The sequence below is a fragment of the Aeromicrobium sp. IC_218 genome (assembly GCF_004336805.1).
Taxonomy (GTDB): Bacteria; Actinomycetota; Actinomycetes; order Propionibacteriales; family Nocardioidaceae; genus Aeromicrobium.
The window spans coordinates 91,017-117,588 of sequence record NZ_SJXM01000003.1 but is presented as its reverse complement, the minus strand read 5'-3'; the positions used below and the strand labels follow the sequence as shown (position 1 = coordinate 117,588).

The following is a 26,572-nucleotide window of genomic DNA, read 5'->3' as shown; positions in this document are numbered from 1 at the left end:
TCGTCCGGTGCACGTCGTCGTCGCAGGCGCGTCGGGGTTCCTCGGGACCCCGCTCGTGGCCGCGCTGCGCCAGCGCGGCCACGAGGTCACGCGCCTCGTGCGTGGCGACGACTCGGCACCGGACGCGTCCCGCTGGGACCCCGCGGACGGCCGCGTCGACCAGGCCCCGGTCGGCGCGGCCGACGCCGTGGTGAACCTGTCCGGCGCGAACATCTCGCGCTGGCCCCGCACGGCCTCGTACGCGCGCGAGATCCTGCAGTCGCGGCTCGGCGCCACCGGCACGCTGGCTCGCGCCATCGCCGCGGCCGACCGCCCGCCGGCGTTCGTGTCCGGCTCGGGCATGTCCTGGTACGGCGTCGACCGCGGTGACGACTCGCTCGACGAGTCCGCCGGTCCCGGCAGCGGCTTCCTGGCCGACGTCTCGCAGCAGTGGGAGGCCGCCACGGCCCCGGCCGCCGACGCCGGTGCCCGCGTCTGCCTGGTCCGCACCTCGCTCGTCATGGACGCCTCGGGCAGCGCGCTCAAGCTCATGGCCGTGCCGTTCCGCCTGGGCGTCGGCGGACGGCTGGGCTCGGGCCGCCAGCGCATGTCGATCGTCTCGCGCGACGACTGGGTCGCGGCGGTGACGTTCCTGGTCGAGCACGAGTCGCTCGCCGGACCGTTCAACGTCTCGATCCCGCAGACGGTCACCAACGCCGAGTTCACCGCCGAGCTCGGGCGCCAGCTGCACCGCCCCACGGTGCTGGCCGTGCCCTCCCCCGCCATCCGGCTCGCGCTGGGCGGCATCGCCGACGACCTGCTCGGCTCGCTCGACGTGCGTCCGGCGGCGCTGGAGGCGGCCGGGTTCGCGTTCGCGCACCCGTCGCTCGCGTCGACCCTGAAGGCCGCGCTGGCGTGATCGAGCACCACGGCCGGCTTCCCGACGACGTCGCCGAGGCCCTGCTCGCCTACCTCGACGCGCACCGCGCCGACGTGCGGGCGCGCCTGGGCGAGCTCGCCCCGTCCGACCTGACCGTCTCGCGCGTCCCGTCCGGCTGGTCCCCGCTCGGGCTGCTCAACCACCTCGTGCACATGGAGCGCCGGTGGCTGGAGTGGCGCTTCCTGGGCCTCGACCTGCCGGACGTCTGGGGTGACGGCAACGACGTCGTCGGCGCCCCGTGGCTCGACGACGTGCCGCTGGACGAGCTGCTGGAGCGTCTGGACGCCGGAGGCCGCCGCACCCGCGAGATCGTCGCCGCCCATGGGCTCGACGCGCGCGGCCGGCGGCGCGGGTCGTCGCCCGAGGACGAGCCGGCCACCCTGCAGGCGATCCTGCTGCACGTCAGCGACGAGTACGCGCGCCACCTGGGCCACCTCGACGTCGCCGTCGAGCTCGCTCGCGGCTAGTCAGCGCACCCGCTCGACCCGCCACCCCTCCGGCGTCCGCACGAGCGTGACGACGTGGCGGCTCGGACGGTCGCGAGGCAGCACGAGACGTCCGTCCGGCGCCTCGACGGCCGCCTCGGCCACGCGGTCGACGACGTCCACCTCGTAGCGTCCGGCCGCCTCCTGCGCGGTGGTGCACGAGAGCCGCTCGACCCGTCCTCCGCGCAACTGCAGGCCCCGCTCGCGGTAGGCGTCCAGCACCGCCCGGTCGGCGGCGAGCAGGGTCGAGCCCGGCCGGTACACCTGCGCCAGGGCAGCGGGGTCGTCGTGCTCGAGGGCGTGGGCACGGCGCTCGTCGAGCGCTCCCAGCACCAGGCACCCGGGGTCGGGCGACCCGCCCAGCGCGGCGACCAGGACCAGCAGCCAGTCGATCATCGCCTAAGCCTGTGCCCGCGGCGCCGGTCCGGGCGGGCGTCGTCCACAGCCGGAGTACGGTGTGGCCATGGCCCCCGCGCACGTCCCGGACGCTCTCGTCGTCGTCGCCGACTGGCTCGGTCCGGCCGCGCTCGACTACGAGCAGGCCTGGGAGCTGCAGCGCGAGGTGCACGCCGCCCGGGTGGCCGACACCGGCCCCGACACCCTGCTGCTGCTGGAGCACCCGGCCGTCTACACCGCCGGCAAGCGCACCGAGCCGTGGGAGCGCCCCCAGGACGGCTCGAAGGTCGTCGACGTCGACCGGGGCGGCAAGATCACCTACCACGGGCCCGGCCAGCTGGTCGGCTACCCGATCGTCAAGCTGCCCAAGCACGTGCTCGTCGTCGACTACGTGCGCCGGGTCGAGGAGGCGGTCATCCGCGCCGCCGCCGACCTCGGTGTGACGACCGGACGCGTGCCGGGCCGCTCGGGCGTCTGGGTCGCCGCCGGCGACGGACGCCCCGAGCGCAAGCTGTCGGCGATCGGCATCCGCGTCTCGCGCGGCGTGACGATGCACGGCTTCAGCCTCAACTGCGACATGGACATGAGCGCCTACGACCGGTTCGTCCCGTGCGGCATCTCCGACGCCGGCGTCACCAGCCTGGCGCTCGAGCTCGGCCGCCCCGTGGACGTCCACGAGGCGGCCGCCGCCGTCGAGCCGCACCTGCGCGACCTGCTCGGCTGGGCCCCGTTCGAGCCCTCCCCCGACATCGAGCGGGTCGCGGACGAGCACCCGTCCATCGCCCTGCTCTAGGCCTCACTCGGCCAGGCGCAGCGCCTCGCGGTAGGAGATCTTGTCGCCGGTGCGCAGCAGCGTCCGCTCGTAGACCCGCGCGCCGATCCGCACGAGCACGATCGCGGCCAGCACGGTGCCGCCGAGCGCCACCGCGACCTGCCACCACGGCACGTCCGTCTCGGCCATGCGGGCGGGCATCATCATCGACGAGACGACCGGCACCATCGAGAAGATCGTCTTGAGCTGCTCCCCGCCGAGCACGGCCAGGAAGTACGGGCCCATCACCAGCAGCTGCGCCGGGAGCGTCGTCGACTGCAGGTCCTGCTGGCGCGAGGCCAACGACCCGGCCACCGACCACAGGCTGGCCAGCGCGACGAAGCCGACCAGGAAGAACAGCACGTACCAGAGCAACGGGGTGCCGACGACGTCCAGGACGCCCCGCTGGCCGGTGGCCAGGAGGGCCGCGACGCCGGCGACGGCGTAGAGCACCACCTGCCCGACGGCCAGCACCGTGTTGGCGGCGATCTTGCCCCACAGGAGCTGGCGGATCGGGACGGCCGCGGCCAGGATCTCGACCACCCGGCTCTCCTTCTCCTGCGTGACGCTGCCGGCGATCGCCATGCCGAAGCCGATCGCGGTGAGGAAGAACAGCAGCACGAAGACGAACGACACCGCCTGGCGGGTGCCGGACTCGTCGGCGGTCGGGTCGAGCAGGCGCTCCCCCACGGCCGCGCCGCTCTCGAGCGCCGCCAGGTCGACGTCCTGGGCGGACGCGTTCGCCTCGAGCGCCGCCGAGCGGGCCGCCACCGACAGCGAGGTGGACAGCGTGGAGTCGACGTCGCGGTCGCCCACGACCTCCCAGCCCTCGGTGGTGAGGACGAGCGCGGCGTCCGCGTCGCCGTCGCGGACGGCGTCCTCGGCCGCCGCGACGTCGTCGTGCTGCTCGGACTCGACGCTCACGCGGTCATCAGCGGCTCGTGCGACGTCCGCCGCCGACGACACGATGGCCGCAGCCTCGGCGTCGACCACGGCGACGGTGCGGTCCTGGTCGCGGCCCTGGAACCAGTGCAGGCCGACGACGAACAGCACGACGCCGAGCACGGAGATGACGGTGGACCAGCGGAACGACTTCTGCCGGACCTGGACGGACGCCTCGCGCTGGGCGACGACGCGCCACATGCCACGCGTGCTGGGGTCGGTGCTCATCGGGTGACCTCCCGGAAGATCTCGGACAGCGGCTGGCGGACGGTGGCGACCTCGAGCACGTCGGCGCGCTCGGTCAGCAGGCGGACGAGCTCGGCGACGGCGAGGTCCTCGAGCTCGAGCAGGGCGGTGGGGCCGTCGGCGTCGAGCACCGTCAGGCCGCGCACGTCGCGCAGCCAGGCGGCGTCGCCGCCGAGCCTGACGCGGTGCCGCTCACGGGCGCTGCCGCGCAGGGCGTCGGCGCTGCCGGACGCGACGACGCGTCCGCGCGACAGCACGACGAGGTCGTCGCAGAGCCGCTCCACGAGGTCGAGCTGGTGGCTGGAGAACAGCACCGGCAGGGTGCCGGCCTCGTCCCGCAGCAGGTCGACCATCGAGTCGACGGCCAGCGGGTCCAGGCCGCTGAACGGCTCGTCGAGCACCAGCGCGGTGGGCTCGTGGACGAGGGCGGCGGCGATCTGCACGCGCTGCTGGTTGCCCAGCGACAGCGTGTCGAGCAGGTCGCCGGCCCGCTCGCTGAGGCCGAAGTGCTCGAGCAGGTCGGCCGTCCGGGCGCGGGCGCTGGGCGCGTCCATGCCGTGCAGCCGGGCGAAGTAGACGAGCTGGTCGGCCACGGCCATCCGCGGGTACAGGCCGCGCTCCTCGGGCATGTAGCCGAAGCGGCGGCGCTCGGCGGCGGTGACGTCGTGGCCGTCCCACAGCACGCGGCCGGAGGTGGGCGCGAGGACGCCCATCATCATCCGCATGGTGGTGGTCTTGCCGGCGCCGTTGGCGCCGACGAAGCCGGTCATCCGTCCGGGACGGACCTGGAACGACACGTCGTCCACGACGACGGTGTCGCCGAAGGCACGGGTCAGGGATTCGACGGTGAGCATGGCCCCGACGCTACGGACGGCGAGCGTGGCTCCGCATCGGCCGCGCGGCTACACCTGCCTCGTCCGCGCGGACGAGACGGTCAGTCCCGGCCGGCCAATCCGGACTCGTACGCGACGACCACGGCCTGCACCCGGTCGCGGGCGCCGGTCTTGGCCAGCACCCGCGAGACGTGCGACTTCACCGTCGCCCCGCTGATGTGCAGCTCGCGGGCGATCTCGGCGTTGCTGAGCCCGCGGGCGACCAGCGCGAGCACGTCGCGCTCGCGGTCGGTGAGGCCGGCGACGCGGTCGTCGAGGTCCTGCGAGCCGCGCGAGGCCGAGCGGGCGATGACCCTCCGAGTCACCTCCGGGGCGAGCAGCGCATGCCCGTCGGCCACGTGACGGACGGCGGAGACGAGCTCCTCGGGCGGGCAGTTCTTGAGCAGGAAGCCGCTGGCCCCTGCGCGCAGGCCGGCGAACAGGTACTCGTCGTCGTCGAAGGTGGTGAGGATGACGACCCGGGTGCCGGGGTGCTCGGCGGTGATGCGCTCGGTGGCCGCGATGCCGTCCGTGCCGGGCATCTGGACGTCCATGAGCACGACGTCGGGCGCGAGCGCGGCCACCTGGCGCACCGCCTCGGCCCCGTCGCGGGCCTCGCCCACGACCTCGAGCCCGTCCTCGACGGCCAGGATCATCGTGAAGCCGGCCCGGACGAGGTCGTGGTCATCGGCCAGCAGGATGCGCACCGGGGCGCTCACGCAGCGTCCTCGACCGGGACGCGGACCCGCACCCGGAAGCCGCCCTGCGGACGCGGGCCGGTCTCGGCGACGCCACCGTGCGCCGCGGCGCGCTCGTGCACGCCGACGAGGCCGTGCCCGCCGGACGCCTCGTGCGGGGCGCGCGGGGTGCCGTCGTCCAGCACCTCGACCTCGACGGCGCGCGGGTCGTCGAGGTGACGCACGGTCACGCGGGCCTCGCGCGCGGTGGAGTGCCGGCGGACGTTGGTGAGCGCCTCCTGCACGACGCGGTACAGCGACAGGCCCACGCCGGGGTCGACCGGTCGCGGCTCCCCCACGACGGTCAGGGTCGCGCTCGGCTCGCGGGTCTCGGCGACGAGCGCGGGCAGGTCGGCCAGGCCGGGCTGCGGGCCGCGCTCGGCCGGGCCGTCGCTCGGGCCGCGCAGCAGCCCGACCAGCTGCTGCATCTGGGTCACCGCCCGGCGCGAGGACACCTCGATCGTCCCGAGCGCCTGGCGCGCGGTGTCGGGCCGGACGTCGATCATCCGTGAGGCGCCGGCAGCCTGGACGCCGATGCCGCTGACGTGGTGGGCCACGACGTCGTGCAGGTCGCGCGCGATGCGCAGCCGCTCGGCCTGCACCGCCTCGCGCCGCTCGGCGTCCTGGCGGCGGCGCTCGTTCTCGACCTGCGCCTCGACCAGGGCACGACGGCGGGCGCTCTGCCACGCGGCCTGGCCCCACACGATGGCCCCGAGGAAGTACACGACGTTGATCGCCAGGCTGTAGACGATGATCGCCGCGTCCGGGTCGAGCAGGCCGGTCTGCGGGCGGTCCGGCATCGCCGACGGTCGTGCGAACACGATGGCCAGCCAGCCGAACATGACCACCAGCACCGCCACGGTCGCGGCGACGAGCGCCCGCGGCCGGCGCGACCACGCCCAGGCGCTGTACAAGGCGGCGAACATGATCATCTGGATCGTGAAGATGACGCCGAGCTGCACCATGCGCTCGCCGACCACGACGAAGACGACCGACTCGACCACGAGCGTCGTCAGCGGCAGCGCCCGGCGTCCGGCCAGCGCCAGCCCTGCGAGGGCGAACCAGAGGTAGCCCTCGACGCCACGCCAGCCCAGCGAGGCGCCGTTCGCGCTGTGGAACACCTCCACGGACGCGACGCTCAGCACGGCGAGCGCGACGCCGGTCAGGACGTCGGTGCGCACCTGCGCGGACGTGGGGGGCGGACGGTCCCAGGAGCGGTCGATGCGGGGCCTCACGGCGCCGACCCTATGCCTCCGACGCAGGGGTGGTCGACTTCACAGCCGGGCGTAGAGTGACCGCGTGACGATCGCACCCGACGGCCGCAAGCTGCTCCGACTCGAGGTCCGCAACGCCGAGACCCCCATCGAGAAGAAGCCCGAGTGGATCAAGACCCGCGCGAAGATGGGTCCTGAGTACACCGAGCTCATGGGGCTGGTGAAGGGCGAGGGCCTGCACACGGTGTGCCAGGAGGCCGGGTGCCCCAACATCTTCGAGTGCTGGGAGGACCGCGAGGCCACCTTCCTCATCGGCGGCGAGCAGTGCACCCGTCGCTGCGACTTCTGCCAGATCGACACCGGCAAGCCCGCCGACCTGGACCGCGACGAGCCGCGCCGCGTGGCCGAGAGCGTCCAGAAGATGCAGCTGAAGTACTCCACGATCACCGGTGTCGCCCGTGACGACCTGCCCGACGGCGGCGCCTGGCTGTACGCCGAGACGGTGCGCCAGATCCACGCGCTCAACCCCGGCACCGGCGTCGAGAACCTCATCCCCGACTTCAACGGCAAGCCGGACCTGCTCGAGCAGGTCTTCGACTCCCGCCCCGAGGTGCTCGCGCACAACCTCGAGACCGTCCCGCGCCTGTTCAAGCGCATCCGCCCGGCGTTCCGCTACGAGCGCTCGCTCGACGTGCTGACGCAGGCGCGCGCGTACGGCCTGGTCACCAAGTCCAACCTCATCCTGGGCATGGGCGAGACCCGCGAGGAGGTCTCCGAGGCGCTGCGCGACCTGCACGAGGCCGGTTGCGACCTCATCACGATCACGCAGTACCTGCGCCCCTCCCCGCGCCACCACCCGGTCGAGCGCTGGGTGAAGCCGCAGGAGTTCGTGGAGCTCAAGGACGAGGCGGACGAGATCGGCTTCCTGGGCGTCATGTCCGGCCCGCTCGTGCGCTCGTCGTACCGCGCCGGCCGCCTGTACCAGCAGGCCGTCGACGCGCGCGCCTCGCTTCAGCACTGACGACTAGACTGGGTCGCATGTCTGCTGCCCAGCCCGAAGTCCCCGCCGGCCGCATCGCCCAGATGCGTCAGGCGTTCACCATGACGCGACGCACCGACCGTGCGCTGCCGTTGTACATGCTGCTCGCCTTCCTGGTGGTCGGCGGCCTGTTCGTCGGCCTCAGCCTGTGGATCTTCGGCACCGGCGTGCTGGGCATCATCATGAGCGTCGTCCTGGCGCTGTTCGGCGGCACGCTGGGCGCGCTCATCATCTTCGGCAAGCGCGCCGAGAAGGCCGCGTACGCCCAGGTCGAGGGCCAGATCGGCGCCGGCGCGAGCGTCCTGACGATGCTGCGCCGCGGCTGGGTCACCAAGCCGGCCGTCGCGTTCAACCGCCAGCAGGACGTCGTCCACCGCGTCGTGGGCCGTCCGGGCGTCATCCTCGTCGGTGAGGGCTCCCCCGGCGGCGTCCGCCAGCTCCTGTCGTCCGAGCGCAAGAAGCACGCGCGCATCGTCGGCGCCGACGTCCCGATCCACGAGGTCGTCGTCGGCCGCGGCGAGGGCCAGGTGCCGGTCACCAAGCTGGTCAAGCACGTGCGCAAGATGAAGAAGGCGATCAAGCCGGCGCAGGTCACCGAGGTCGTCTCGCGCACCAAGGCGCTCGACGCGATGCGTCCGCCGGCGCCCATGCCCCGCGGCCCGGTCCCCACGAGCATGCGCGGCCACCGCAAGGCCATGCGCGGCTGAGCGGCCCGACACGCACGAAGGCCCGCCTCCCTGCTGGGAGGCGGGCCTTCGTGCGTCCGGCCTAGGCGACCTTGACGACGATGGACTTGGCCGCGACGTCGTGCAGGCCGCGCTGGCGGTCGGTCACGAGCAGGGCGGGGATCACCAGGCACAGCAGCGCGGTGCGGATCGCGGCACCGGGCGGGCCGATGGGCTGGCCGTCGTAGCCGGCCACGCGGATGCCGAACAGCCGCTTGCCGATCGACATGCCCAGCAGGGACGTCACGAGCGTCACCTCGACCCAGAAGACGAGGATCGGGAGCCAGAACGGCAGCTCGTCGGAGGCGTCCACGTAGCTCGTCCCGGTGATCAGCAGGGTGGTCGCCCACGCGATCATCCAGTCGACGAACAGAGCACCCACACGACGCGGCCAGCCAGCATTCTCCACGCCGCGAGCCTAGCCAGGGGCCCGCGAAACCGGGTCGCAGCATCCCTCCGACCGCCGTAACATGCCCGAAACAATGCGGTGACTGACGAGAAACTGCGCCCCGTTAGGTTCGACGGCGAGGGTGCGCGCGTCGCACCGCAGAAGCCCAACAAAGCACGACAGGCCGCGCAGCGGGCGGCCAGGCTGAGGAGGCCACATGTTCGGCAACGCCGACGAGCTGTTCAAGTTCATCAAGGACGAGGGTGTCGAGTTCATCGACGTCCGGTTCACCGACCTGCCGGGCATCCAGCAGCACTTCACGGTGCCGGTGTCGTCCTTCGACCAGGGCGTGTTCGAGAACGGCCTGGCCTTCGACGGCTCCTCGGTCCGTGGCTTCCAGAGCATCGACCAGTCCGACATGGCGCTGTTCCCGGACCCGAAGACGGCGTACGTCGACCCGTTCCGCGCGCACAAGACGATCGCCATGGACTTCTTCGTCCACGACCCGATCACCGGCGAGGCGTACTCGCGCGACCCGCGCAACGTCGCCCGCAAGGCCGAGGCGTACCTGGCCACCACCGGCATCGGCGACACCGCGTACTTCGCGCCCGAGGCCGAGTTCTACATCTTCGACCGGGTGAAGTTCGAGACCAGCGCGAACCGCTCGTTCTACGAGATCCAGTCGTCCGCCGGCGCCTGGGCCACCGGTGACGAGATCGCCGACAACCGCGGCTACAAGGTCCGCTACAAGGGCGGCTACTTCCCCGTCACGCCGACCGACCACTTCGCCGACCTGCGCGACGACATGATGAGCAACCTCGAGAACGTGGGCCTCACCGTCGAGCGCGGGCACCACGAGGTGGGCACCGCCGGCCAGGCCGAGATCAACTACAACTTCGACACGCTGCTGAAGTCGGCCGACGACGTCATGAAGTTCAAGTACGTCATCCGCAACACGGCGTGGGCCGCGGACAAGACCGTCACGTTCATGCCGAAGCCGATCTTCGGCGACAACGGCTCGGGGATGCACGTCCACCAGTCGATCTGGCAGGACGGCGAGCCGCTGTTCTACGACGAGGCCGGCTACGGCGGACTCTCCGACGTCGCCCGCTGGTACGTCGGCGGCATCCTCAAGCACGCCCCCGCGCTGCTGGCGTTCACCAACCCGACGGTGAACTCCTACCACCGCCTGGTGCCGGGCTTCGAGGCCCCGATCGCGCTCGTCTACTCCGCGCGCAACCGCTCGGCGTGCGTCCGCATCCCGATCACCGGCTCGAACCCGAAGGCCAAGCGCATCGAGTTCCGCTGCCCCGACCCGTCGGCCAACCCGTACCTGGCCTTCGCCGCGCTGCTCATGGCCGGCCTGGACGGCATCAAGAACAAGATCGAGCCGGCCGCCCCGATCGACAAGAACATCTACGAGCTGCCGCCGGAGGAGTACGAGGCGATCGACATGACGCCGACCTCCCTCAACGCGGTGCTCGACGCGCTCGAGGCCGACCACGAGTTCCTCCTCCAGGGCGGCGTCTTCACGCCCGACCTGATCGAGACGTGGATCGACTACAAGCGCAACGAGGAGATCCTCCCCGTGCAGCTGCGCCCGCACCCGCACGAGTTCGAGCTGTACTACGACATCTGATCGGGAGCCCGGCACCGCCGGCACTCCCCCGACAGCAGCCCCCGCCCGGTACGCCCGGGCGGGGGCTGCTGCGTGCAGACCGCGCCCCGGCCGCTCACGCGTTACCCCGCCGCGGACGGGGGTTACCCGCCTGACATGGAGACGCTTCGCGTCGGCCTCGTCGCCGACCCCGCCAAGCCCACGCAGATCGCCCACGGCCACCGCGACCTCGACCCGTCCGACGGCCGCCGCGACTGGGACGTCCACGTCCTCAGCGAGCCGTTCACCGTCGCGAGCGAGGACGTGGACACCGCGTTCGCCCGACTGACCGACCTGGCCCGCGAGCACCACTGGGACGTCGTCGTCGGACTCACGGAGCTTCCGCTCCGCGACGACGACGGGCGCTACCTGCAGGTCGAGACCGACCCGCAGCAGCGGGCCGCCGTGCTGTCCCTGCCGGCGCTGGGCGGCGTGAGCATGCACAGCCGAAGTGGACGGGCGCTCCGCGACGTCGTCAGCGGCCTGGCGGAGCCGGACTCGGACTCCGACCACCGCGTGCCGCTCCCCCGGCGCAGCGGCCGGTGGCGACTCCTCCTCGGCATGGTGCTCGCCAACCGTCCGTGGCTGCTCGTGCCCGGGCTGAAGTCCGCCCTCGTCGCCGCCCTGACGACGGGCGCCATCGCCACCATCAACTCCACCGTGTGGCTGCTGGCCGGGTCGTTGTCGTGGTGGCGCCTGGTGATCGCGACGGTCATCTCGATCTCGCTCGTCGTCGGGTGGCTGGTGATCGACGGCCGGCTCTGGGACCGCCCCGACGACGACTCCGCGGAGGCGCGAGATAGGTCACGGCTGTACAACACCTCGACGCTCCTGACGCTGACCGTCGGGGTGGTCATCTGCTACGTCGCGCTGTACGTCCTGAACCTGGCGTGGGCGCTGTTCGTGCTCGACCCGTCCGTGATGGGCGGGTACGTGCGGATGTCGTTCGGCTACGGCGACCTGTTCCTGCTGAGCTGGTTCGTCGCGTCGGCCGCCACCGTCGGAGGTGCGCTGGGCAGCGGCCTGGAGTCGGACGAGGCGATCCGCGCGGCGGCGTACTCCAAGCGGGAGGAGGAGCGCCGCGAGCGCCTGGCGGAGGACGACGACAGCTCCAAGGGTCACTGACCCAGGTTGGTCACCAGGTTGATGGCCACCGCGAGGACTCCGGTGCCGAACGCGTAGGACAGCAACGCGTGACCCAGCGCGACGCGCCGGACGCGGGTCGCCGTCGGCTCCGTCTCGGAGACGGCGAACGACATCCCGATCGTGAACGCCATGTACGCGAAGTCGCTGTAGGTCGGCGGGTGGTCGTGCCTGAAGTCGATCCCGCCCAGGTCGGGCTCGTCGACGTAGTACATCCGTGCGTACTTGAACGCGTACACGGTGTTCACCAACGCCCACGACAGGGCCACGCTGAGCACGCTCAGGAGCACGGACGCCACCGCCGTGGGGCCGCGTTGGCCGCTCGACTGCACGAGGGCGACCACGACGACGGCCAGGCTGGCGGCCGCGGCCGCGATGAGCCACACGTCGGTCGACCGGGTGGACTGCTCCTGCTCGGCCAGGCGCTCGGTCCCCTCGCCGTCCTGCGGCCAGCTCTTCCACCACACCCAGGTGAGCAGCACCGACACGGTCACGGTCCAGCTGACCAGCGGCATGAGCTGGAAGGTCGCGGCGAGACCGACCGCCACGCCGGCGAGCAGGCCGACGACGAGGCTCATCAGCGCGCGCCGGGCCGACAGCAGGCGGCCCGGGCGCGGGCGGTCGTCCTCCCGCCGGCGCCCGGCCGGGGGCGTCACTCGCTCCCCCGCGGCAGGCGCGCCGAGCGAGTGATCATCACGCCCGGACCCTCGACGCGGACCCGGTGCGGTCCGCGACGGGTCGTCGCTCGCACACACATCGACTCCATGACCTCTGGCCGCCGCTCACGTGCCCGGGACGAACACGGCCCGGACGCAGCCGTCCTCCTTCTCCTTGAACATCCGGTATCCCCTCGGCCCGTCCTCCAGCGACATGACGTGGGTGGCGAGGTGCTCGGTCCGCACCTCGTCCCGGCTCATGCGGTCGAGGATCTCGGGGATGTAGCGGTGCCCGTGCTGCTGGGCGCCCCGCAGCGTCAGCGCCTTGTTCATGACGGCGCCCAGCGGGAACTTGTCCACCACGCCGCCGAACACGCCGAGGGTGAACACCGTGCCGCCCTTGCGGCACGCGTAGATCGCCTCACGGACGGCGGTCGGACGGTCCGTCTGCAGACGCAGCTGCTGCTTGACCTGGTCGTACAGGTGCTGCGGGCCCGGGCTGTGGGCCTCCATGCCCACCGCCTCGATGCACACGTCCGGGCCCCGCCCGCCGGTGAGCTCGCGCAGCTCGGCGGGCACGTCGGTCTGCTCGTAGTCGAGCACCTCGGCCCCGACGTGCGTGCGCACCTGCTCCAACCGGTTGGCGATCCGGTCGATGACGACCACCCGCTCGGCGCCCATGAGCATCGCGGCGCGCGCGGCCATCTGGCCGACGCCGCCGGCACCCCACACCGCGACCACGTCGCCCGCCTGCACCCCGGCCTGGTGCGCGCCGGTCCATCCGGTGGGTGCCGCGTCCGAGGCGAACAGGGCGCGCTGGTCGCTCACGCCGTCGGGGATGGCGAAGGCTCCCTGGTCGGCGTAGGGCACCCGGATGTAGCGAGCATGGCTGCCCGCCCAGCCGCCCATGGCGTGGGAGTAGCCGTAGCAGCCGCCGATCGCCTGGCCCCAGAGCGCCTCGGTGATGCCGGGGTTCGGGTTGCCGTTGTCGCACAGCGAGAACAGGCCCTGGCGGCAGTACCAGCACTGTCCGCAGCTGGTGAACGAGACGACGACGACGCGGTCGCCGACCTGGTGCCGGGTCACGTCCGGGCCGGTCTCGACGACGGTGCCCATGAACTCGTGCCCCAGCACGTCGCCCGCCCGCATGGCGGGGATGTACCCGCCGACCAGGTGCAGGTCGGAGCCGCACGTGGCGCTCAGGCCGACCTCGACGATGATGTCGTGGCCGTTCAGGATGCTGGGGTCCGGCACGTCCTCCACGCCGATCTCGTTGACCCCACGCCAGGTCACGGCCCTCATCGCACACCTGCCTTCGGAGCAGCCTTCGTCCAGGACTCGAGCAGGGTCCCGCCAGGCGTGGCGCTCCGCCTGCCGTGCGGTGCCGGATCGACCGCCAGCACCTCGCCGACCTCGAGCAGCTGCTTGGCCCGGCGCAGGGCCGAGCGCAGGTCCGCCTCGGGGTCCGAGCCGCTGAGCCGGCTGCCGGCGCTCCCCCGGGGCGCGCCCGACCTGAGCCGGGCGGACAGCTCGGTGCCCCTGTCACCCGGGGCCGGGCGCAGCCGGACGTCGATCCGGTCCCCCAGCTCGGCCAGCGGCGCGGGCAGTGCGGCCCCCTCGAGCGCGGCGGGCTCGGTCAGCACGGTCACGGACAGCCAGCCGGACGCGGAGCGCCCCGCCCCGGCCGGCGACGACCCGCCAAGCCGGGACCGGACCCGGCTGACGAGGGAGCCGACGACATGGGTGGCGCGGCTCAGGACCCGGGTGAGGACGGTGCTCATCGGACGCCTCTCGCCCCGGTGTCCGACCCTGCCGCGGCGAACTCCTCCACGATCCGCTCGCAGAAGGCGGGCAGGTCGTCCGGCGACCGGCTCGTCGTGATGTTGCCGTCGGTGACGACCTCCTCGTCGACCACCTCGGCCCCCGCGTTTCGCAGGTCGGTCCGGATGCTGGGCCACGAGGTCAGCCGGCGACCTCGCACGACGTCCGCCTCGATGAGGCTCCAGGGGCCGTGGCAGATCGAGGCGACCGGCCTGCCGGACTCGACGAAGGCCCGGACGAACTGCACGGCCGCGGCCTCCATCCGCAGCTTGTCGGGGTTCACCGTCCCGCCCGGCAGGAGCAACGCGTCGTACTCGTCGGGCGACACGTCGGCCACCGTCCGGTCGACCGAGAACGTCCCGGCGTCCTCGAGGTCGTGGTCGCGCGCCTGGATCTCGCCTCCCGAGAGGGACACGACCTCCGTGCGGGCTCCCGCCCCGTCGAGGGCGCGCCGCGGTTCCTCGAGCTCGACGCGCTCCACGCCGTCCGCGGCAAGGATCGCCACTCGGCGTCCGTCCAGCGCCGAGCTCATGTCACGCTCCCACCGGGTGCAGGACGACCTTCGTCCAGCCGTCGTCACGCTGGTCGAAGTGCTCGTAGGCCTCCGGCGCCTTCTCCAGCGGAAGCTCGTGGCTGACGATGAACGACGGCTCGGCCTTGCCACCGGCGATCAGGTCGCGCAGCTGCCGGTTGTACTTCTTCACCGGAGCCTGGCCACTGCCGAGGTGCTGGCCCTTGAACCAGAACATGCCGAAGTCGAACGCGAGCTTGCCCTGCTTCGCGAGCTCGTCGTTCGCGCCCGGGTCCTCGGGCACGAAGACGCCGACGGCGCCGATGGTCCCGGTGAAGCGGACCGAGGCGACCAGCCGGTTCATGGTCAGGTTCGCCTGCTCCTGGCCGTCGGGCTCATGCGCCTGGTAGCCCACGCACTCGCAGCCGTTGTCGGCACCGAGCCCCATCGTCTGCTCGAGGACGGCCTGCACCGGGTCGACCTTCGAGTCGTCGATGGCGATCGCGCCGATCGACTCGGCCAGCCGCAGCCGGTCGGGCTGCCGGTCGACAACCATCACCTTGCCGGCACCGCGGATGGTGGCCGAGAGCGCGGCCATGAGCCCGACCGGGCCCGCGCCGTAGATGACGGTCTGGTCGCCGGGCTTCACGCCGGCCATCTCGGTGGCGTGATAACCGGTCGGGAAGATGTCGGCGAGCATCACGTAGTCGGTCTGGCGCTCCTCGGCGTCCTCACCGAGGCGCAGGCAGTTGAAGTCGCCCCACGGCACCCGCAGGAGCTCCGCCTGCCCGCCGGCGTACGGGCCCATGTCGGCGAAGCCGTACGCGGCGCCGGCCATCGGCGGCTCCGGCTGGGCGGTCAGGCAGTAGTTCGTCAGCTGCCGCTCGCAGTTCTTGCAGTGCCCGCAGGCGATGTTGAAGGGCAGCACCACCCAGTCACCGACCTGGACCTTGTCGACGCCGTCGCCGACCTCGACCACCTGGCCGAGGTTCTCGTGACCGAACCAGCGCCCCGTCTCGAAGTCGGTGCGGCCCTCGTACATGTGCAGGTCCGAGCCACAGATGTTCGCCGACGTGATCCGGACCAGGACGTCCGTGGGTCGCTCGATCTTGGCGTCCGGCACGTCCTTCACGCTGACCTGCCGGGGTCCCTCGTACACCACTGCCTTCATGGCGGCCTCCTCGTCGCTGACGTCTCGTGCCGCCGAGCAGCGGCGCTCGCTCCATTACAGGACCGCCAACCCCCGCCTCACCATCGGCAGAAGTACCGATGTCCCGCGCGGCGACCACCCCGAGCCCGCGTCGGTTACCCGGCGGCTCGGACGGGTACCGGACGAGTACGCCGCCCCGCGTCCGCCGACGGTGGACGCGCACGATCCGATCACGACCGCGGACTGCCAGAGGGAGCCGACATGCTGGAGGACCCGCCTGTCGCGGAGATGGTCGACATCGTCGCCTCCACCCTCCCGGTGCTCGATCGAGCCCAGTCGCTCGTCGAGAGCCTGGGCCGATGGTTGTCGGTCGACGCGGTGTGGCTCACGCTGTGCGATCCCGCGTCGAACGCGTACGCCACGGTGGGGAGCACGGGCCTGGAGCGTCCGGTCCTGGACTACCTGGCGAGCCCGTCCGTGGCGCAGGAGGTCCAGCTGGCCGCGCTCAACCACGACCGCCCGCCGGTCAGCGTGACCGAGCTGCCGGTTCCGGTCGACGAGCTGCCCACCTGGGCCGACTGCCTCATCCCCACCGGCTTCCGCGGGGGCCTCGGGGTGCCCCTCTGCGAACCCGGAGGTCTCTCGGTGGGGATGCTCAGCCTCCTGGCCGCCAGCGACGAGCCACCGTCATCGGCCGTGCGCCACCACCTCGGACAGCTCGCACCGCTGATCGCGCGAGGCGTGTCGCCGATCCGCTCGGTGGGAGCGACCACCGCCCTCATGCACGGGGCCACGTCCGGTGCCGTCCTGGTCAGCGACGGGACCACGTACCCAGTTCCCGGCCTGCAGGACCACCCGCTCCTGCATCGTCACTCCGAGGTCGTGGACATCGCCCGGCGGATGATCTCGGCCGGGCAGGAGTACCGGACGTTCATGTGGCCCGGCGACGACGAGGCTGGAACCGCCGGCCACGCGCGGGTGACGGTGCTGGCCGCCAACGGCGTCCCGCGCTTCCTGACCGGCATGCTCCTGGTGACACCGCAGGCGAGCTGTCGGGGCCTCACGCGCCGCGAGCTGGAGGTGCTGGGGCTCGTGGTCGAGGGCCGTTCGAACCAGCAGATCGCCCACCGACTCGGACTGGCCCTTCGCACCGTGGCCACCCACCTCGAGCACATCCTGCGCAAGCTGGAGGTGCCGTCCCGCACGCTCGCCGCGGTGCGCGCGGAGCGCGAGGGCTGCCACGTACCCCCTCGGCCGGACTCCTGATCGCCGCGCTAGCGACACCACCACGCCGCGGTCGCGTGCGGGGCTACGACTCTCCGCGCTCGAGGAGCCGGCGGGCGCGGGCGACGACGGGGGCGTCGATCATCCGGCCGTCGAGCTGGGCCGCCGCGAGCCCGGACCGCTCGGCCTCGGCCATTGCGTCAAGGACGGCACGGGCCCGGTCCAGCTCGGCCGCGGTCGGGCTGAACGCTTCGTTCAGCACCGGCACCTGGGCCGGATGGATGCACAGCGCCCCGACGTAGCCGAAGCCGCGCGAGGCGCGGGCGTCCTCGTCCAGGGCGGCGAGGTCGCGGAAGTTGGTCAGGCTGCCCAGCAGGCCGTACGGCGTCAGCCCGGCGGCCCGGGCGGCCAGCAGCACCGTGGCGTGGGCCCAGCGCAGGTCGGTGTACGGCGAAGTGGGATCGACCTCGAGGTCCGCGGCGAGGTCCTCCACACCCAGCACCATCGCGGTGCTCCGACGTCCGGCGGCCGCGATCTCGGCGGCGGCGAGCAGGCCGCGGGGCGTCTCGACCAGCAGCTGCACCTCCAGGTCGGCGCCGCCCAGCAGGTCGTCGACCTCGCGGACGCGGCCGGCCGACTCGACCTTCGGCACCAGCACGCCGTCCGCACGCGCCGCCACCGCCGCTGCGACGTCGTCGGCCAGGTCGTCGGAGTTGACCCGTACCAGCACCGGCACCGAGGCGGCCGCGCGGACGTCCGCCACCAGGCGCTCGAGGCCGTCGCGAGCCCCGGGCCGGGCTTCCGCCGGCAGCGCGTCCTCGAGGTCGAGGATGACGGCGTCCGCGCCGGACGTGGCCGCCTTGGCCGCCCGCTCCGGCCGGTCGGCGGGCAGGAACAGCTGGGTGCGGCGCGCGGCCGCGGGTCGCAGCGTCGTCATCACACGGCTCCCGGGATGGCGTCGCGCGGCTCGGACGGACCGTCGGTCACGCCGGCCTCGCGCAGCCGGGCCAGCTCGTCGGCGGACAGGCCGAGGTCCCGGGCCAGGACGTCGTCGGTGTCCTGGCCGACGGCCGCCGGTCCCGGACGCCCGATGCTCGTCGTCGCGTCCTGGAAGCGCGGGTAGATGCCGGTCATGGCGAGCGGTCCGAGGTCGGGATCCTCGACGGTCGCGATAGAGCCGCGGTGCGCGACCTGCGGGTTGTCGACCATCGTCGCCACCGACTCCAGCGGCCCGACCGCGCACCCGCCCGCGGTGAGCTCGGCCAGGGCCGTCGGCCGGTCGCGCTCGGCACACCAGGCGCTGATCAGGGCGTCGAGCGCCTCGACGTGCGCGCGCCGCTCGGTGTTGGTCGTGAAGCGCGGGTCGGCGACGAGCTCCTCTCCCCCGATCGTGCGCAGCACGTTGACCGCCATCGTCTGGGTGCTGCCGGACAGCGCGACCCACAGCCCGTCGCGGCACTGGTAGCTGCCGCGGGGCGCCGCCGGCCCGTAGCGGTTGCCCGTGCGCCCGTGCTCGGTGCCGAGCTGCTGGTACTCCAGGATGTTGATCTCGACGAGCTTGAGGGCCGCCTCGTAGATGGCCAGGTCGATGACGTCCCCCGCGCCGGTCGCGTGCCGTCGCTGCACCGCGGCCAGCACCGAGGTCGCGCCCAGGTTGCCGGCCATGATGTCGGCGAGCGGGTAGGCGGGCAGCAGCGGCGGCCGGTCCTCGAAGCCCGACACGGCCGCCAGCCCGGCGAGCGCCTCGGCGAGGGTGCCGAACCCCGGCTGCGCCGCGTACGGGCCCTCCTGCCCGTAGGCCGTCACCCGCAGGACGATCAGCCGCGGGTTGAGCGCACGCAGGTCGTCCGGCGCCAGCCCCCACTTCTCGAGCGTGCCGGGGCGGAAGTTCTCGACGAGCACGTCGAACTCGGTGACCCACCGGCTCAGGAGCTCCTTGCCCTCGGGGTGGCGCAGGTCCAGCGCGACGCTCCGCTTGCCGCGGCTGAGCGCCTTCCAGTACAGCCCCTGGCCGTCCTTCTGCGCCCCGAAGCGCCGCACGTGGTCGCCGGGGCCGGGCATCTCGACCTTGACGACGTCGGCGCCGTAGTCGGCCAGGATCGTCGCGGCCAGCGGGGCGGCGATCATGGTCGACAGGTCGAGGACCCGCAGGCCGGCGAGCGGGGCCTGGGACGTGCTGGTCATGGAGGGTTCCTTTCCTCGGGGGCGAGGGGTCAGAGGGTGATGCCGGGCCACTCGTCGCGTCCGGCGATGCGGGCGACGGCGTCGACGACGGCGTCACGGGCCGCGACCACCGCGGCCCGCGGGCGGTAGAACTCGGGGGCGACGTTGACCACGACGGTGCGCCGCACGGGCGGGTCCAGCGGACGCAGGCCGAGCTCGGGGCCGGTGAGCGACGTCGTGACCGACCGCGGCAGCACCGCGGAGGCGACGCCCGCCTGCGCGACCCGCACCATGGCCGCCAGCGACTCGACGTCGGCCACCACGTCCGGCACGAGCCCGGCGTCGGCGAAGAACCGGTCCACCAGGCGGCGCAGGTTGCTGTAGCGTCCCGGCGCGACCAGCGGACGTCCGGCCAGTGCCTCGGCGGTCGTGGGCGACTCCGCGGCGTCCGACCCCGGCCGCGCGGCGAGGTACAGCTCCTCCTCGTAGAGCCGGACGTCCCCGGGCAGCAGCTGCCCGGGGACGCGGAACAGGACGGCCAGGTCGAGCCGGCCCCGGCCAAGCAGCTCCTCGATGTACCCGCTCATGGACTCGAAGAGCTCCAGGCGGACGGCGGGGTGCCGCTCCCGCACCGCGGCGAGCAGCTCGGGGACGAGCGTGGGAGCGACGGTCGCCGGCAGGCCGATCGACACCGTCCCCTGGATGCCGCTGCCGGCGGCGCCGATCGACTCCGAGAGCCGGTCGATCTGGCGGACGACCTGCTGGGCCCCGCGGTACAGCTCCAGGCCGGCCGTCGTGGCCTCGACCCCGCGGGGGCCGCGCTCCAGCAGGCGGTGGCCGACCTGGTCCTCGAGCTGGGCGATGCGCTGGCTCATCGTCGGCTGGGCGATCCCGGCCAGGCTGGCCGCGCGCGTCAGGCTGCCGGAGTCGACGACGAGGATGAAGTCGCGCAGCGCCGCGACGTCCAGGGAGCTCGTGGAGTCGGTCAAGCCGGCACCACGAATCCGAGGACGATGATGATCGGCAGGGCGATCACCGAGGCCATCGCGGTGACGAGCGTCAGCGCCTTCAGGGCGCCGGACGTCGTGATGCCGAGCAGGCTCTGGAACATCCAGAAGAAGTTGCTGTTCACCTGCAGGGCGAAGAGCGCACCGGCCCCGATCGCCAGGCCCACCACCACCGGCGCGACGTCCAGGCTGCCCAGGATCGGCGTCACGATGCCGGACGCCGCGATGGCGGCCACCGAGATGGAGCCGATCGCGAAGTGCAGCAGCGCCGCGACCAGCCAGCACAGCAGGATCGTCATGATGACGGGGGCGGTGCTCTGGGCCGAGAACAGGTCGCCGAGCACGTCGGCCAGCTCCGTCTCGCCGATGACCGCGCCCAGCGAGCCGCCGACACCGGTGATGAGCAGGATCTGGCCGGTGGTGCTGAGCCCGCGGTCGACCGCCTCGTCCGTCCGGTCGCGTCCCAGCGAGCGGCGGGCCAGGACGTAGGCGCCGACCAGGCCGACGAACAGGGCGAACACCGCGTTGCCGACGAAGGCCGTGACCGTGTTGTCGAACCCGGCCGCCTCGGCGATCGCCCCGAAGGCGATCATCACCAGCGGCACCAGGATGGGCAGCAGCGAGACGGCCAGCGGCGGGGTGCGGTGCGCGTCCTCGCCCTCACGGTCCGCGTCGGCCGCCTCGGCCTCCAGCAGCGCCGGCGAGGCCTCCTCGTCCTTCTCGGGCTTCCAGATGCCGGCCTTGAGCAGCAGCGCGAACGCCAGGGTCGTGAGGACGGCGGTGGCCGGGCCGACGATGAGGCCGAACAGCAGCATGGTGCCCAGCGGGATGTCGAGCAGGCCGGCGATCGAGAGCGTCCCCAGGCCCGGGATGACGAAGACGTAGCCGACGAGGATGCCGCTGGTGAGGGCGCCGGCGAGCAGCGGCAGGCCGCGCTCCCCGAGCTTCGGCGCGGCCGAGCGGGCGAGCGGAGCACCGAGCACCAGCTGCACGTCTACGTAGATCGACGGGAACAGCGTCGTCATCGCGGCGGCCATCGCGTAGGGCAGCCGGCGCGCGCCGAGGGTCCGCACCAGCAGGCCGACCAGCTTCTGCAGCGCGCCCATGGCGAACAGCAGCGCTCCGACGAGGACGCCGAAGCCGATCAGCAGGCCGACCTCGGCCATGATCTCCCCGAACCCGGTGGCGATGGCCTCGACCGTCCCGGTGAGGCCGACCCCGCCGACCAGTCCGAGGAACAACGAGCCCGCGACGAGGGCGATGACCGGCTCGACCTTGAGCCAGATGATGAGCCCGAGCACCGCACCGATGGCGAGACAGGCGTACAGGACGATCATGGGGCTCCTTCGTTCGTGAGGCGTGACCGCGGTCACGTCCCCCGAGGGAAGCACGTCCTGGCCATCGGCGGTAGGCCCGGTTCCCGGAGGGAGCCATTGGCTCCACCAATGGCTCGGGTGTGCCAAACCGTCCCACCACGGGGTCGGCGAGGACAGCCGTCCGGCCGCGGGTCGTTCGCTCGGCGAGCGGGCCGCCGCGTTGATAGGTTCCGCCCCATGCGTCGACTCCGCCCAGCCCTCGGTGCCCTCCTCGCCTCCTCCCTCGTCCTCGTCGGACTCGCTGCCGCCCCCGCCAACGCGGCGAACGGCACCATCACCGGCGTCGCTCTGGACGCCAGCGGCAAGCCGCTGAAGAACGTCGGATGGGAGATCTACATCCGCGACGGCAACCAGTGGAACACCCTGCAGTTCGGTCCCAAGCTCACCGACGCGAAGGGCCGCTTCTCCTGGCAGGTGCCCGTCGACGGCCAGTACCGGGTCTGCTTCCAGGACTCCTACTACGGCGAGATGGACACCGCGAGCGGGTTCTGGCAGCCCGAGGTCCGGCACCGCGACACCTGCTGGCCGAACGCGACGTCGATGAGCGCGGCGACGACCTGGACGTCCACCGCCCAGGCGCCGTCGAAGACGTTCACCGTGAAGCTGCCCCGCCAGGGCCTCGGCATGGCACCGGTCGAGCCGTTCGTCAGCGGCTCATACCAGGTCGGCGAGCCCCTGACCGTCCTCGGCCAGGAGGGCTGGCGCCCGACCAACGCCACGTTCACCTACCAGTGGATGTCGCACGCGAACGGCTCCTCGCCGGTGCCGATCGCCGGCGCCACGGGCAAGACGTTCACCCCCACGAACGCCCAGTCCGGGCGCTGGGTGTGGGTGCAGGTGACCGCCAGCCGCGCGGGCTACAAGCCGGCCACGCTGACGTCCCCGGTCACGAAGATCGGCACCGTCCACGTCGAGCCCACCTCGCCGCTCAAGATCACCGGCACCGCGACGGCCGGCTCCACGCTGACCGCCAGCTTCGGCCGGCCCGCGAACACGTACAGCCAGCTGACCTGGTTCGTCGACGGCGTGCCGCAGCCGAACCCGCCCGCCCCCAACGCGACCAGCTCGCGGTTCACGGTCACGGCCGCCCACGCCGGCGCCAAGGTCGAGGCGCGGCTGAAGATGTACCGGACCGACGCAGGGACCGGCAACTACGTCGACGGCAGCGACACCTACCGCCGCGTGCAGGTGCAGGTCGCCGGCACCCGTCCGGTCCGGACGCTCGCCGCGGCCCCCGCCCCGGCCGGACGCGCCACGGTCGGCGCCACGTTGTCCGCGCCGCGCGCCACGGCGGACCCGAGCGCCGCCGTCACCTACCAGTGGCTGCGCGGCTCCAGCGCCATCCCGCGGGCGACGTCCAGCCGCTACCGCGTGCAGGCCGCCGACGCCGGCCGCAACGTCGCGGTCCGCGTCACCGTCACCCGCCCCGGCTGGTGGAACCGGTACGTGACCACGTCGCGGGCGACCGCGGCCCGGGGCGTCATCAAGACCGGCAGCGTCAAGATCTCCGGCACGACGAAGGTCGGCAAGAAGCTGAAGGCGCGCGCCACCTCGTGGGGCCCGCGCCCGGTCAAGGTCCGCTACCAGTGGCTGCGCAACAACCGCGTCGTCCGCGGCGCGACGAAGTCCACGTACAAGGTCCGCAAGGCCGACCGCGGCAAGACCCTCAAGGTCCGGGTCACGGTCAGCAAGCCGGGCTACACGACCGTCGCCAAGAACAGCAAGGGACGCAAGATCAAGCGCTGATCGTCCCCGCTCCACAGCCCCGTCCGGCGCGTCCGGGCGGGGCTGCGGCGTTCAGCGGCGGATGATGCGGCGGTCGATGGCCGCGGCCACGGCACCGGCGCGCGTGTCGACGCCGAGCTTCGTGTAGACGTGCGACAGGTGCGACTTCACCGTCGCCTCGGAGACGAACAGCTCGCGCGCCATCTCCTTGTTGCCCAGGCCGCGCGCCAGCAGCTCCAGCACCTCGACCTCGCGGTCGGTGATCGTCGTGGCGCCCGGGGCCGCGCGGCGCACGAGGGTCGCCGCCACCGACGGCGCCAGCACCGTCTCGCCGCGGGCGGCGGCGCGGATGCCGGCGAACAGCTCGGCCGGCGGGGCGTCCTTGAGCAGGTAGCCGCGGGCGCCGGCCTCGAGGGCGCGCAGGACGTCGGACTCGGTGTCGTACGTGGTGAGCACCAGCACCTCGGGCGGCTCGGGCAGCGCCCGCAGCGCGGCGGTGACCTGGGCCCCGCCGGGCCGTCCCTCGCCGAGGTTGAGGTCCATGAGGACGACGTCCGGGTGCTCGGCGCGGACGACCTCGAGCGCCGGCTCGAGCCCGTCGACGTCCGCCACGACGGTCAGGTCGTCCTGGCCCTCGACGAGCGCCCGGAGCCCGGCCCGCACCACCGGGTGGTCGTCGACCAGGACGATGCGGATCACGCCGCTCCCCCGCCCAGCGGGAACCGGACCGACACCGTCGTGCCGTCGCCCGGCGCGCTCTCGACGTCCGCGGCGCCGCCGAGCAGCGTCGCCCGGTCGCGGATGCCCGCCAGCCCGCGACCGCGCGAGCCGGACGGTCGCGTGCGCGTCGGCTCGAAGCCGCGCCCGTCGTCGCGCACGTCCAGCACGACCTCGTCGGGGTGGTACGTCAGCGTCACGACGACCCGCCGGGCCCGGGCGTGCTCGCGGACGTTGGCCAGCGCGCCCCGCGCCGACCGCACCAGCGCCGCGGCCCGCTCGGGCGGGACGGGGACGGGCGTCCCGTCGACGCGCACCTCGACGTCCATGGCGGGCCCCGCCTGGCCGGCGACCCGGCGCAAGGCGTCCGCGAGCGCGTCGCCGTCGGACAGGTCGCTCGGCGCCAGGTCGCGCACCACCCGGCGCACCTCCTCCAGGCCGTCGCGAGCGGTGGCGGCCGCCCCGAGCACGTGCTGGCGCGCCCGCTCCGGACGGACCTCCCAGTCCTGGTCGGCGGCCTGCAGGAGCAGGTGGATGCTCGAGAGTCCCTGCCCGACCGAGTCGTGGATCTCGCGGGACAGCCGCGTGCGCTCGGCCAGGGCCCCGGTGCGGTGCTGCTCGCGAGCCAGCTCGTCCTGGGCCAGGAGCAGCCGGTCGAGCAGCTCCTGCCGGGCCCGTGACTCCCGGTCGAGCGCCCGGTACGCCAGCACGGTGACCAGGGCGACGGCAAGCGGCCCGGCGACCTGCACCGGGTCGAAGCCGGTCGTGATGCGCTGCCAGGCCGCGGTCAGCAGCACCGTCATCGCGACCACGACGCCGACGGCCCACCCGAACGGCAGCACGCGCAGGACGGCGAACGCCACTGGCACGGCGCACCACGCGAACGACGGCGCCACCGCGGTGAGAGCCGCCCAGAGCAGCACCATGCCGATCACCCACACCGTGGGCCACCACGCGCGGCCGGCGAGCAGTCCGCGGGTGGCGTAGGCGAGCCCGAGCACGAGGGCTCCGAGCAGGATCGCGACGCCGGTGGCGCCGAGGCCGTGGCGGTCGACGTAGCGGGCCGCGGACGCCACGAGCAGCACCACGAGGACGGCGAGCAGCCAGCGGTCGAGCCGGGAGGCCGGGGCGAGGATGCCGTGCTCGCCCGTGGCCGGGCCGGGACGGTCGAGGGACGCGGTCATGGTCGGACCACTCTAGGCAGCGACGGCGCGGCCCGACATCATCCGATCGGCTACCGATCCGTCGCCGTCCGCCCGACGTCCGGGACGTCGCGGACGAGCAGGGTGGTGGGGTCCCCGGTCCCCCGTCCAGGAGCGAGCATGAAGCGCACCTCCCCCGCCACCCGCACGACCCTCGCCGTCCTGCCCGTCGCGCTGCTGCTGGCGGCGTGCGGGGGCGAGCCGGACGCGGCTCCCGAGCGTCCGGCCGAGGACGTCGCCGCGTCGCCGCCGCCGTCCCCCAGCGCGTCCTCCACTCCCAGCGCGTCCCCGGCCCCGATCGCGTCGCCCGAGCCGAGCCGCCGGGAGCAGGCGGCGCTGGACGAGCAGCTGCGCGACGCCGCGTGGGACGACGACGTGCCGCGCGCCCGCCGGCTCGTCGAGCAGGGCGCCGACGTGAACGCGAAGGACGACACGCAGCAGTCGGCGTACCTGGTGGCGACCAGCGAGGGCCACCTCGACCTGCTGCGCCTCGCTCTGCGGAACGGCGCGCGGCTGGACGACAAGGACTCCTGGAACGGCACCGGACTCATCCGAGCGGCGGAGCGGGGTCACGCGGACGTCGTCGGCACCCTGCTGCGCGCCGGGATCGACCGCGACCACGTCAACCGCATCGGCTACCAGGCGATCCACGAGGCGGTCTGGCTCGGCCGCGACACGACGTCCTACGTCACCACCGTCCGCGCGCTCGCGGCCGGTGGGGCCGAGCTCGACCGCCGCTCGCCGTCGGCCGGCCTCACCCCGCTGCAGATGGCTCGAAGCCGCGGGCACGAGCGGCTCGAGCGGACGCTGCGGGCGATCACGTCCGTCGACCGTCCGTCCGACCCGGACGCCGCGCTGCTGCGCGCGGCCGAGCGGGGCGACGCGGACGCCGTCGCCGTCGCGCTGCGCGCCGGTGCCGACCTCGAGGCCCGGGACGGCCACGACCGCACGGCGCTGCTGCTGGCCTCGACCCACGACCGGGTCGCCGTGGCCCGTCTGCTCGTCGCGATGGGCGCCGACCCCGACGCGCTCGACGACCGGCACGACACGCCGTGGCTGGTGACGGGCGTGACCGGCAGCGTCGCGATGCTCGAGACGCTGCTGCCCGCGCGGCCCGACCTGACGATCCGCAACCGGTTCGGCGGCCTGTCGCCCATCCCGGCCAGCGAGCGCGGGCACGCCGACTACGTCCGCCGCGTCGTCCGCACGGGCGTCGACCTCGACCACGTCAACGACCTGGGCTGGACGGCGCTGCTCGAGGCGGTGATCCTCGGCGACGGCGGGCGCGACCACCAGGAGGTCGTCCGCGCCCTCCTGGACGCCGGCGCGGACCCGGACATCGTCGACCGCGACGGCGTCACCGCCCGGCAGCACGCCGAGCGCCGCGGGTACGGGACGATCGCCCGCCTGCTCCGTGCCGCGGAGGCCGGCTAGCCGGCGGCGGGC

Annotated in this window: 27 protein-coding genes; 10 read left to right on the top strand and 17 right to left on the bottom strand. The window is 73.3% G+C overall.

Annotated elements, in window-relative coordinates; translation table 11 throughout:
* The first annotated feature begins 7 nt into the window (after window positions 1–7).
* Both E0W78_RS04670 and E0W78_RS04665 read left to right on the top strand, forming a co-directional pair.
* Window positions 8–898 (top strand): TIGR01777 family oxidoreductase, encoded by an 891-nt coding sequence (locus E0W78_RS04670; protein ID WP_131402697.1) that lies wholly within the window; start codon window positions 8–10, stop codon window positions 896–898.
* Window positions 895–1,386 carry a DUF664 domain-containing protein gene (locus tag E0W78_RS04665; protein WP_131402696.1) on the top strand — a complete coding sequence of 164 codons (492 nt, stop codon included), beginning with the start codon at window positions 895–897 and terminating at the stop codon, window positions 1,384–1,386. The genes E0W78_RS04670 and E0W78_RS04665 overlap by 4 nt, the downstream gene beginning before the upstream one ends.
* Here the strand turns inward: E0W78_RS04665 and E0W78_RS04660 are convergent, their stop codons facing one another.
* Window positions 1,387–1,800, bottom strand: coding sequence for a hypothetical protein (locus tag E0W78_RS04660; RefSeq protein WP_131402695.1), 414 nt, complete (start codon window positions 1,798–1,800; stop codon window positions 1,387–1,389).
* A gap of 67 nt (window positions 1,801–1,867) precedes the next feature.
* Between E0W78_RS04660 and lipB the strand changes: the two genes are divergently transcribed.
* The gene (lipB, locus tag E0W78_RS04655) at window positions 1,868–2,593 is read left to right on the top strand and encodes a lipoyl(octanoyl) transferase LipB (RefSeq protein ID WP_131402694.1); all 726 of its coding nucleotides are present in this window, start codon (window positions 1,868–1,870) and stop codon (window positions 2,591–2,593) included.
* Window positions 2,594–2,596: 3 nt separating this feature from the next.
* Here lipB and E0W78_RS04650 read toward each other — a convergent pair whose 3' ends face one another.
* The 4 genes from E0W78_RS04650 to E0W78_RS04635 all read right to left on the bottom strand — a co-directional run bounded on the left by E0W78_RS04650 (window position 2,597) and on the right by E0W78_RS04635 (window position 6,643).
* Window positions 2,597–3,781, bottom strand: a complete 1,185-nt coding sequence (locus E0W78_RS04650) for an ABC transporter permease (RefSeq protein ID WP_131402693.1) — start codon at window positions 3,779–3,781, stop codon at window positions 2,597–2,599.
* A complete protein-coding gene (locus E0W78_RS04645; RefSeq protein WP_131402692.1) occupies window positions 3,778–4,653 on the bottom strand; it encodes an ATP-binding cassette domain-containing protein in 876 nt (291 codons plus the stop codon). The genes E0W78_RS04650 and E0W78_RS04645 overlap by 4 nt, the downstream gene beginning before the upstream one ends.
* 80 nt (window positions 4,654–4,733) lie before the next feature.
* Window positions 4,734–5,378: a response regulator transcription factor gene (locus E0W78_RS04640; protein WP_207392652.1), complete on the bottom strand. Its 645-nt coding sequence runs from the start codon at window positions 5,376–5,378 to the stop codon at window positions 4,734–4,736.
* Window positions 5,379–5,386: 8 nt separating this feature from the next.
* Window positions 5,387–6,643 (bottom strand): sensor histidine kinase, encoded by a 1,257-nt coding sequence (locus tag E0W78_RS04635; protein ID WP_131402690.1) that lies wholly within the window; start codon window positions 6,641–6,643, stop codon window positions 5,387–5,389.
* 64 nt (window positions 6,644–6,707) lie between these two features.
* Here E0W78_RS04635 and lipA point away from each other — a divergent pair, with 64 nt between their 5' ends.
* Window positions 6,708–7,643, top strand: coding sequence for a lipoyl synthase (lipA, locus tag E0W78_RS04630; RefSeq protein ID WP_131402689.1), 936 nt, complete (start codon window positions 6,708–6,710; stop codon window positions 7,641–7,643).
* Window positions 7,644–7,660: 17 nt separating this feature from the next.
* The gene (locus tag E0W78_RS04625; RefSeq protein WP_131402688.1) at window positions 7,661–8,368 is read left to right on the top strand and encodes a DUF4191 domain-containing protein; all 708 of its coding nucleotides are present in this window, start codon (window positions 7,661–7,663) and stop codon (window positions 8,366–8,368) included.
* Between the two features lie 61 nt (window positions 8,369–8,429).
* Here the strand turns inward: E0W78_RS04625 and E0W78_RS04620 are convergent, their stop codons facing one another.
* Complete coding sequence (locus tag E0W78_RS04620; RefSeq protein WP_131402687.1) at window positions 8,430–8,795, bottom strand: RDD family protein; 366 nt, start codon at window positions 8,793–8,795, stop codon at window positions 8,430–8,432.
* A gap of 196 nt (window positions 8,796–8,991) precedes the next feature.
* Here E0W78_RS04620 and glnA point away from each other — a divergent pair, with 196 nt between their 5' ends.
* Window positions 8,992–10,413 carry a type I glutamate--ammonia ligase gene (glnA, locus tag E0W78_RS04615; protein WP_131402686.1) on the top strand — a complete coding sequence of 474 codons (1,422 nt, stop codon included), beginning with the start codon at window positions 8,992–8,994 and terminating at the stop codon, window positions 10,411–10,413.
* 135 nt (window positions 10,414–10,548) lie between these two features.
* A complete protein-coding gene (locus E0W78_RS04610) occupies window positions 10,549–11,556 on the top strand; it encodes a hypothetical protein (protein WP_131402685.1) in 1,008 nt (335 codons plus the stop codon).
* On the opposite strand, the gene E0W78_RS04605 is transcribed toward E0W78_RS04610, so the two are convergent.
* The 5 genes from E0W78_RS04605 to E0W78_RS04585 form a co-directional block, all read right to left on the bottom strand.
* Window positions 11,550–12,152, bottom strand: coding sequence for a DUF1345 domain-containing protein (locus tag E0W78_RS04605; RefSeq protein ID WP_242686227.1), 603 nt, complete (start codon window positions 12,150–12,152; stop codon window positions 11,550–11,552). The genes E0W78_RS04610 and E0W78_RS04605 overlap by 7 nt on opposite strands.
* Window positions 12,153–12,356: 204 nt before the next feature.
* On the bottom strand, window positions 12,357–13,532 hold the full coding sequence (locus E0W78_RS04600) for a zinc-dependent alcohol dehydrogenase (RefSeq protein WP_131402684.1): 1,176 nt from the start codon (window positions 13,530–13,532) through the stop codon (window positions 12,357–12,359).
* A complete protein-coding gene (locus E0W78_RS04595) occupies window positions 13,529–14,011 on the bottom strand; it encodes a hypothetical protein (RefSeq protein WP_131402683.1) in 483 nt (160 codons plus the stop codon). The genes E0W78_RS04600 and E0W78_RS04595 overlap by 4 nt, the downstream gene beginning before the upstream one ends.
* Window positions 14,008–14,583, bottom strand: coding sequence for a type 1 glutamine amidotransferase domain-containing protein (locus tag E0W78_RS04590; RefSeq protein ID WP_131402682.1), 576 nt, complete (start codon window positions 14,581–14,583; stop codon window positions 14,008–14,010). The genes E0W78_RS04595 and E0W78_RS04590 overlap by 4 nt, the downstream gene beginning before the upstream one ends.
* Window position 14,584: 1 nt before the next feature.
* Window positions 14,585–15,733, bottom strand: a complete 1,149-nt coding sequence (locus E0W78_RS04585; protein WP_131402681.1) for a glutathione-independent formaldehyde dehydrogenase — start codon at window positions 15,731–15,733, stop codon at window positions 14,585–14,587.
* A gap of 240 nt (window positions 15,734–15,973) precedes the next feature.
* Between E0W78_RS04585 and E0W78_RS04580 the strand changes: the two genes are divergently transcribed.
* Window positions 15,974–16,978 (top strand): LuxR C-terminal-related transcriptional regulator, encoded by a 1,005-nt coding sequence (locus E0W78_RS04580; RefSeq protein WP_131402680.1) that lies wholly within the window; start codon window positions 15,974–15,976, stop codon window positions 16,976–16,978.
* A 43-nt stretch (window positions 16,979–17,021) separates the two neighbouring features.
* Here E0W78_RS04580 and E0W78_RS04575 read toward each other — a convergent pair whose 3' ends face one another.
* Genes E0W78_RS04575 through E0W78_RS04560 form a run of 4 tightly spaced genes read right to left on the bottom strand, consistent with a single transcriptional unit; the run spans window position 17,022 to window position 21,443 of the window.
* On the bottom strand, window positions 17,022–17,873 hold the full coding sequence (locus tag E0W78_RS04575; protein ID WP_131402679.1) for a CoA ester lyase: 852 nt from the start codon (window positions 17,871–17,873) through the stop codon (window positions 17,022–17,024).
* Window positions 17,873–19,120, bottom strand: a complete 1,248-nt coding sequence (locus E0W78_RS04570) for a CoA transferase (protein WP_131402678.1) — start codon at window positions 19,118–19,120, stop codon at window positions 17,873–17,875. The genes E0W78_RS04575 and E0W78_RS04570 overlap by 1 nt, the downstream gene beginning before the upstream one ends.
* Before the next feature lie 29 nt (window positions 19,121–19,149).
* Window positions 19,150–20,088, bottom strand: coding sequence for a LysR substrate-binding domain-containing protein (locus E0W78_RS04565; protein WP_207392634.1), 939 nt, complete (start codon window positions 20,086–20,088; stop codon window positions 19,150–19,152).
* Complete coding sequence (locus tag E0W78_RS04560; RefSeq protein ID WP_131402677.1) at window positions 20,085–21,443, bottom strand: SLC13 family permease; 1,359 nt, start codon at window positions 21,441–21,443, stop codon at window positions 20,085–20,087. The genes E0W78_RS04565 and E0W78_RS04560 overlap by 4 nt, the downstream gene beginning before the upstream one ends.
* Before the next feature lie 216 nt (window positions 21,444–21,659).
* On the opposite strand from E0W78_RS04560, the gene E0W78_RS04555 reads away from it, so the two are divergent.
* Window positions 21,660–23,228: a hypothetical protein gene (locus E0W78_RS04555; RefSeq protein WP_131402676.1), complete on the top strand. Its 1,569-nt coding sequence runs from the start codon at window positions 21,660–21,662 to the stop codon at window positions 23,226–23,228.
* A gap of 51 nt (window positions 23,229–23,279) precedes the next feature.
* Here E0W78_RS04555 and E0W78_RS04550 read toward each other — a convergent pair whose 3' ends face one another.
* Complete coding sequence (locus E0W78_RS04550; RefSeq protein ID WP_131402675.1) at window positions 23,280–23,906, bottom strand: response regulator transcription factor; 627 nt, start codon at window positions 23,904–23,906, stop codon at window positions 23,280–23,282.
* Entirely contained in the window at window positions 23,903–25,108 is a 1,206-nt protein-coding gene (locus E0W78_RS04545) for a sensor histidine kinase (RefSeq protein ID WP_131402674.1), read from the bottom strand. Before E0W78_RS04545 ends, E0W78_RS04550 begins: the two co-directional genes overlap by 4 nt.
* 138 nt (window positions 25,109–25,246) lie before the next feature.
* Between E0W78_RS04545 and E0W78_RS16700 the strand changes: the two genes are divergently transcribed.
* Window positions 25,247–26,560: an ankyrin repeat domain-containing protein gene (locus E0W78_RS16700; protein ID WP_207392633.1), complete on the top strand. Its 1,314-nt coding sequence runs from the start codon at window positions 25,247–25,249 to the stop codon at window positions 26,558–26,560.
* Window positions 26,561–26,572 lie beyond the last annotated feature (12 nt).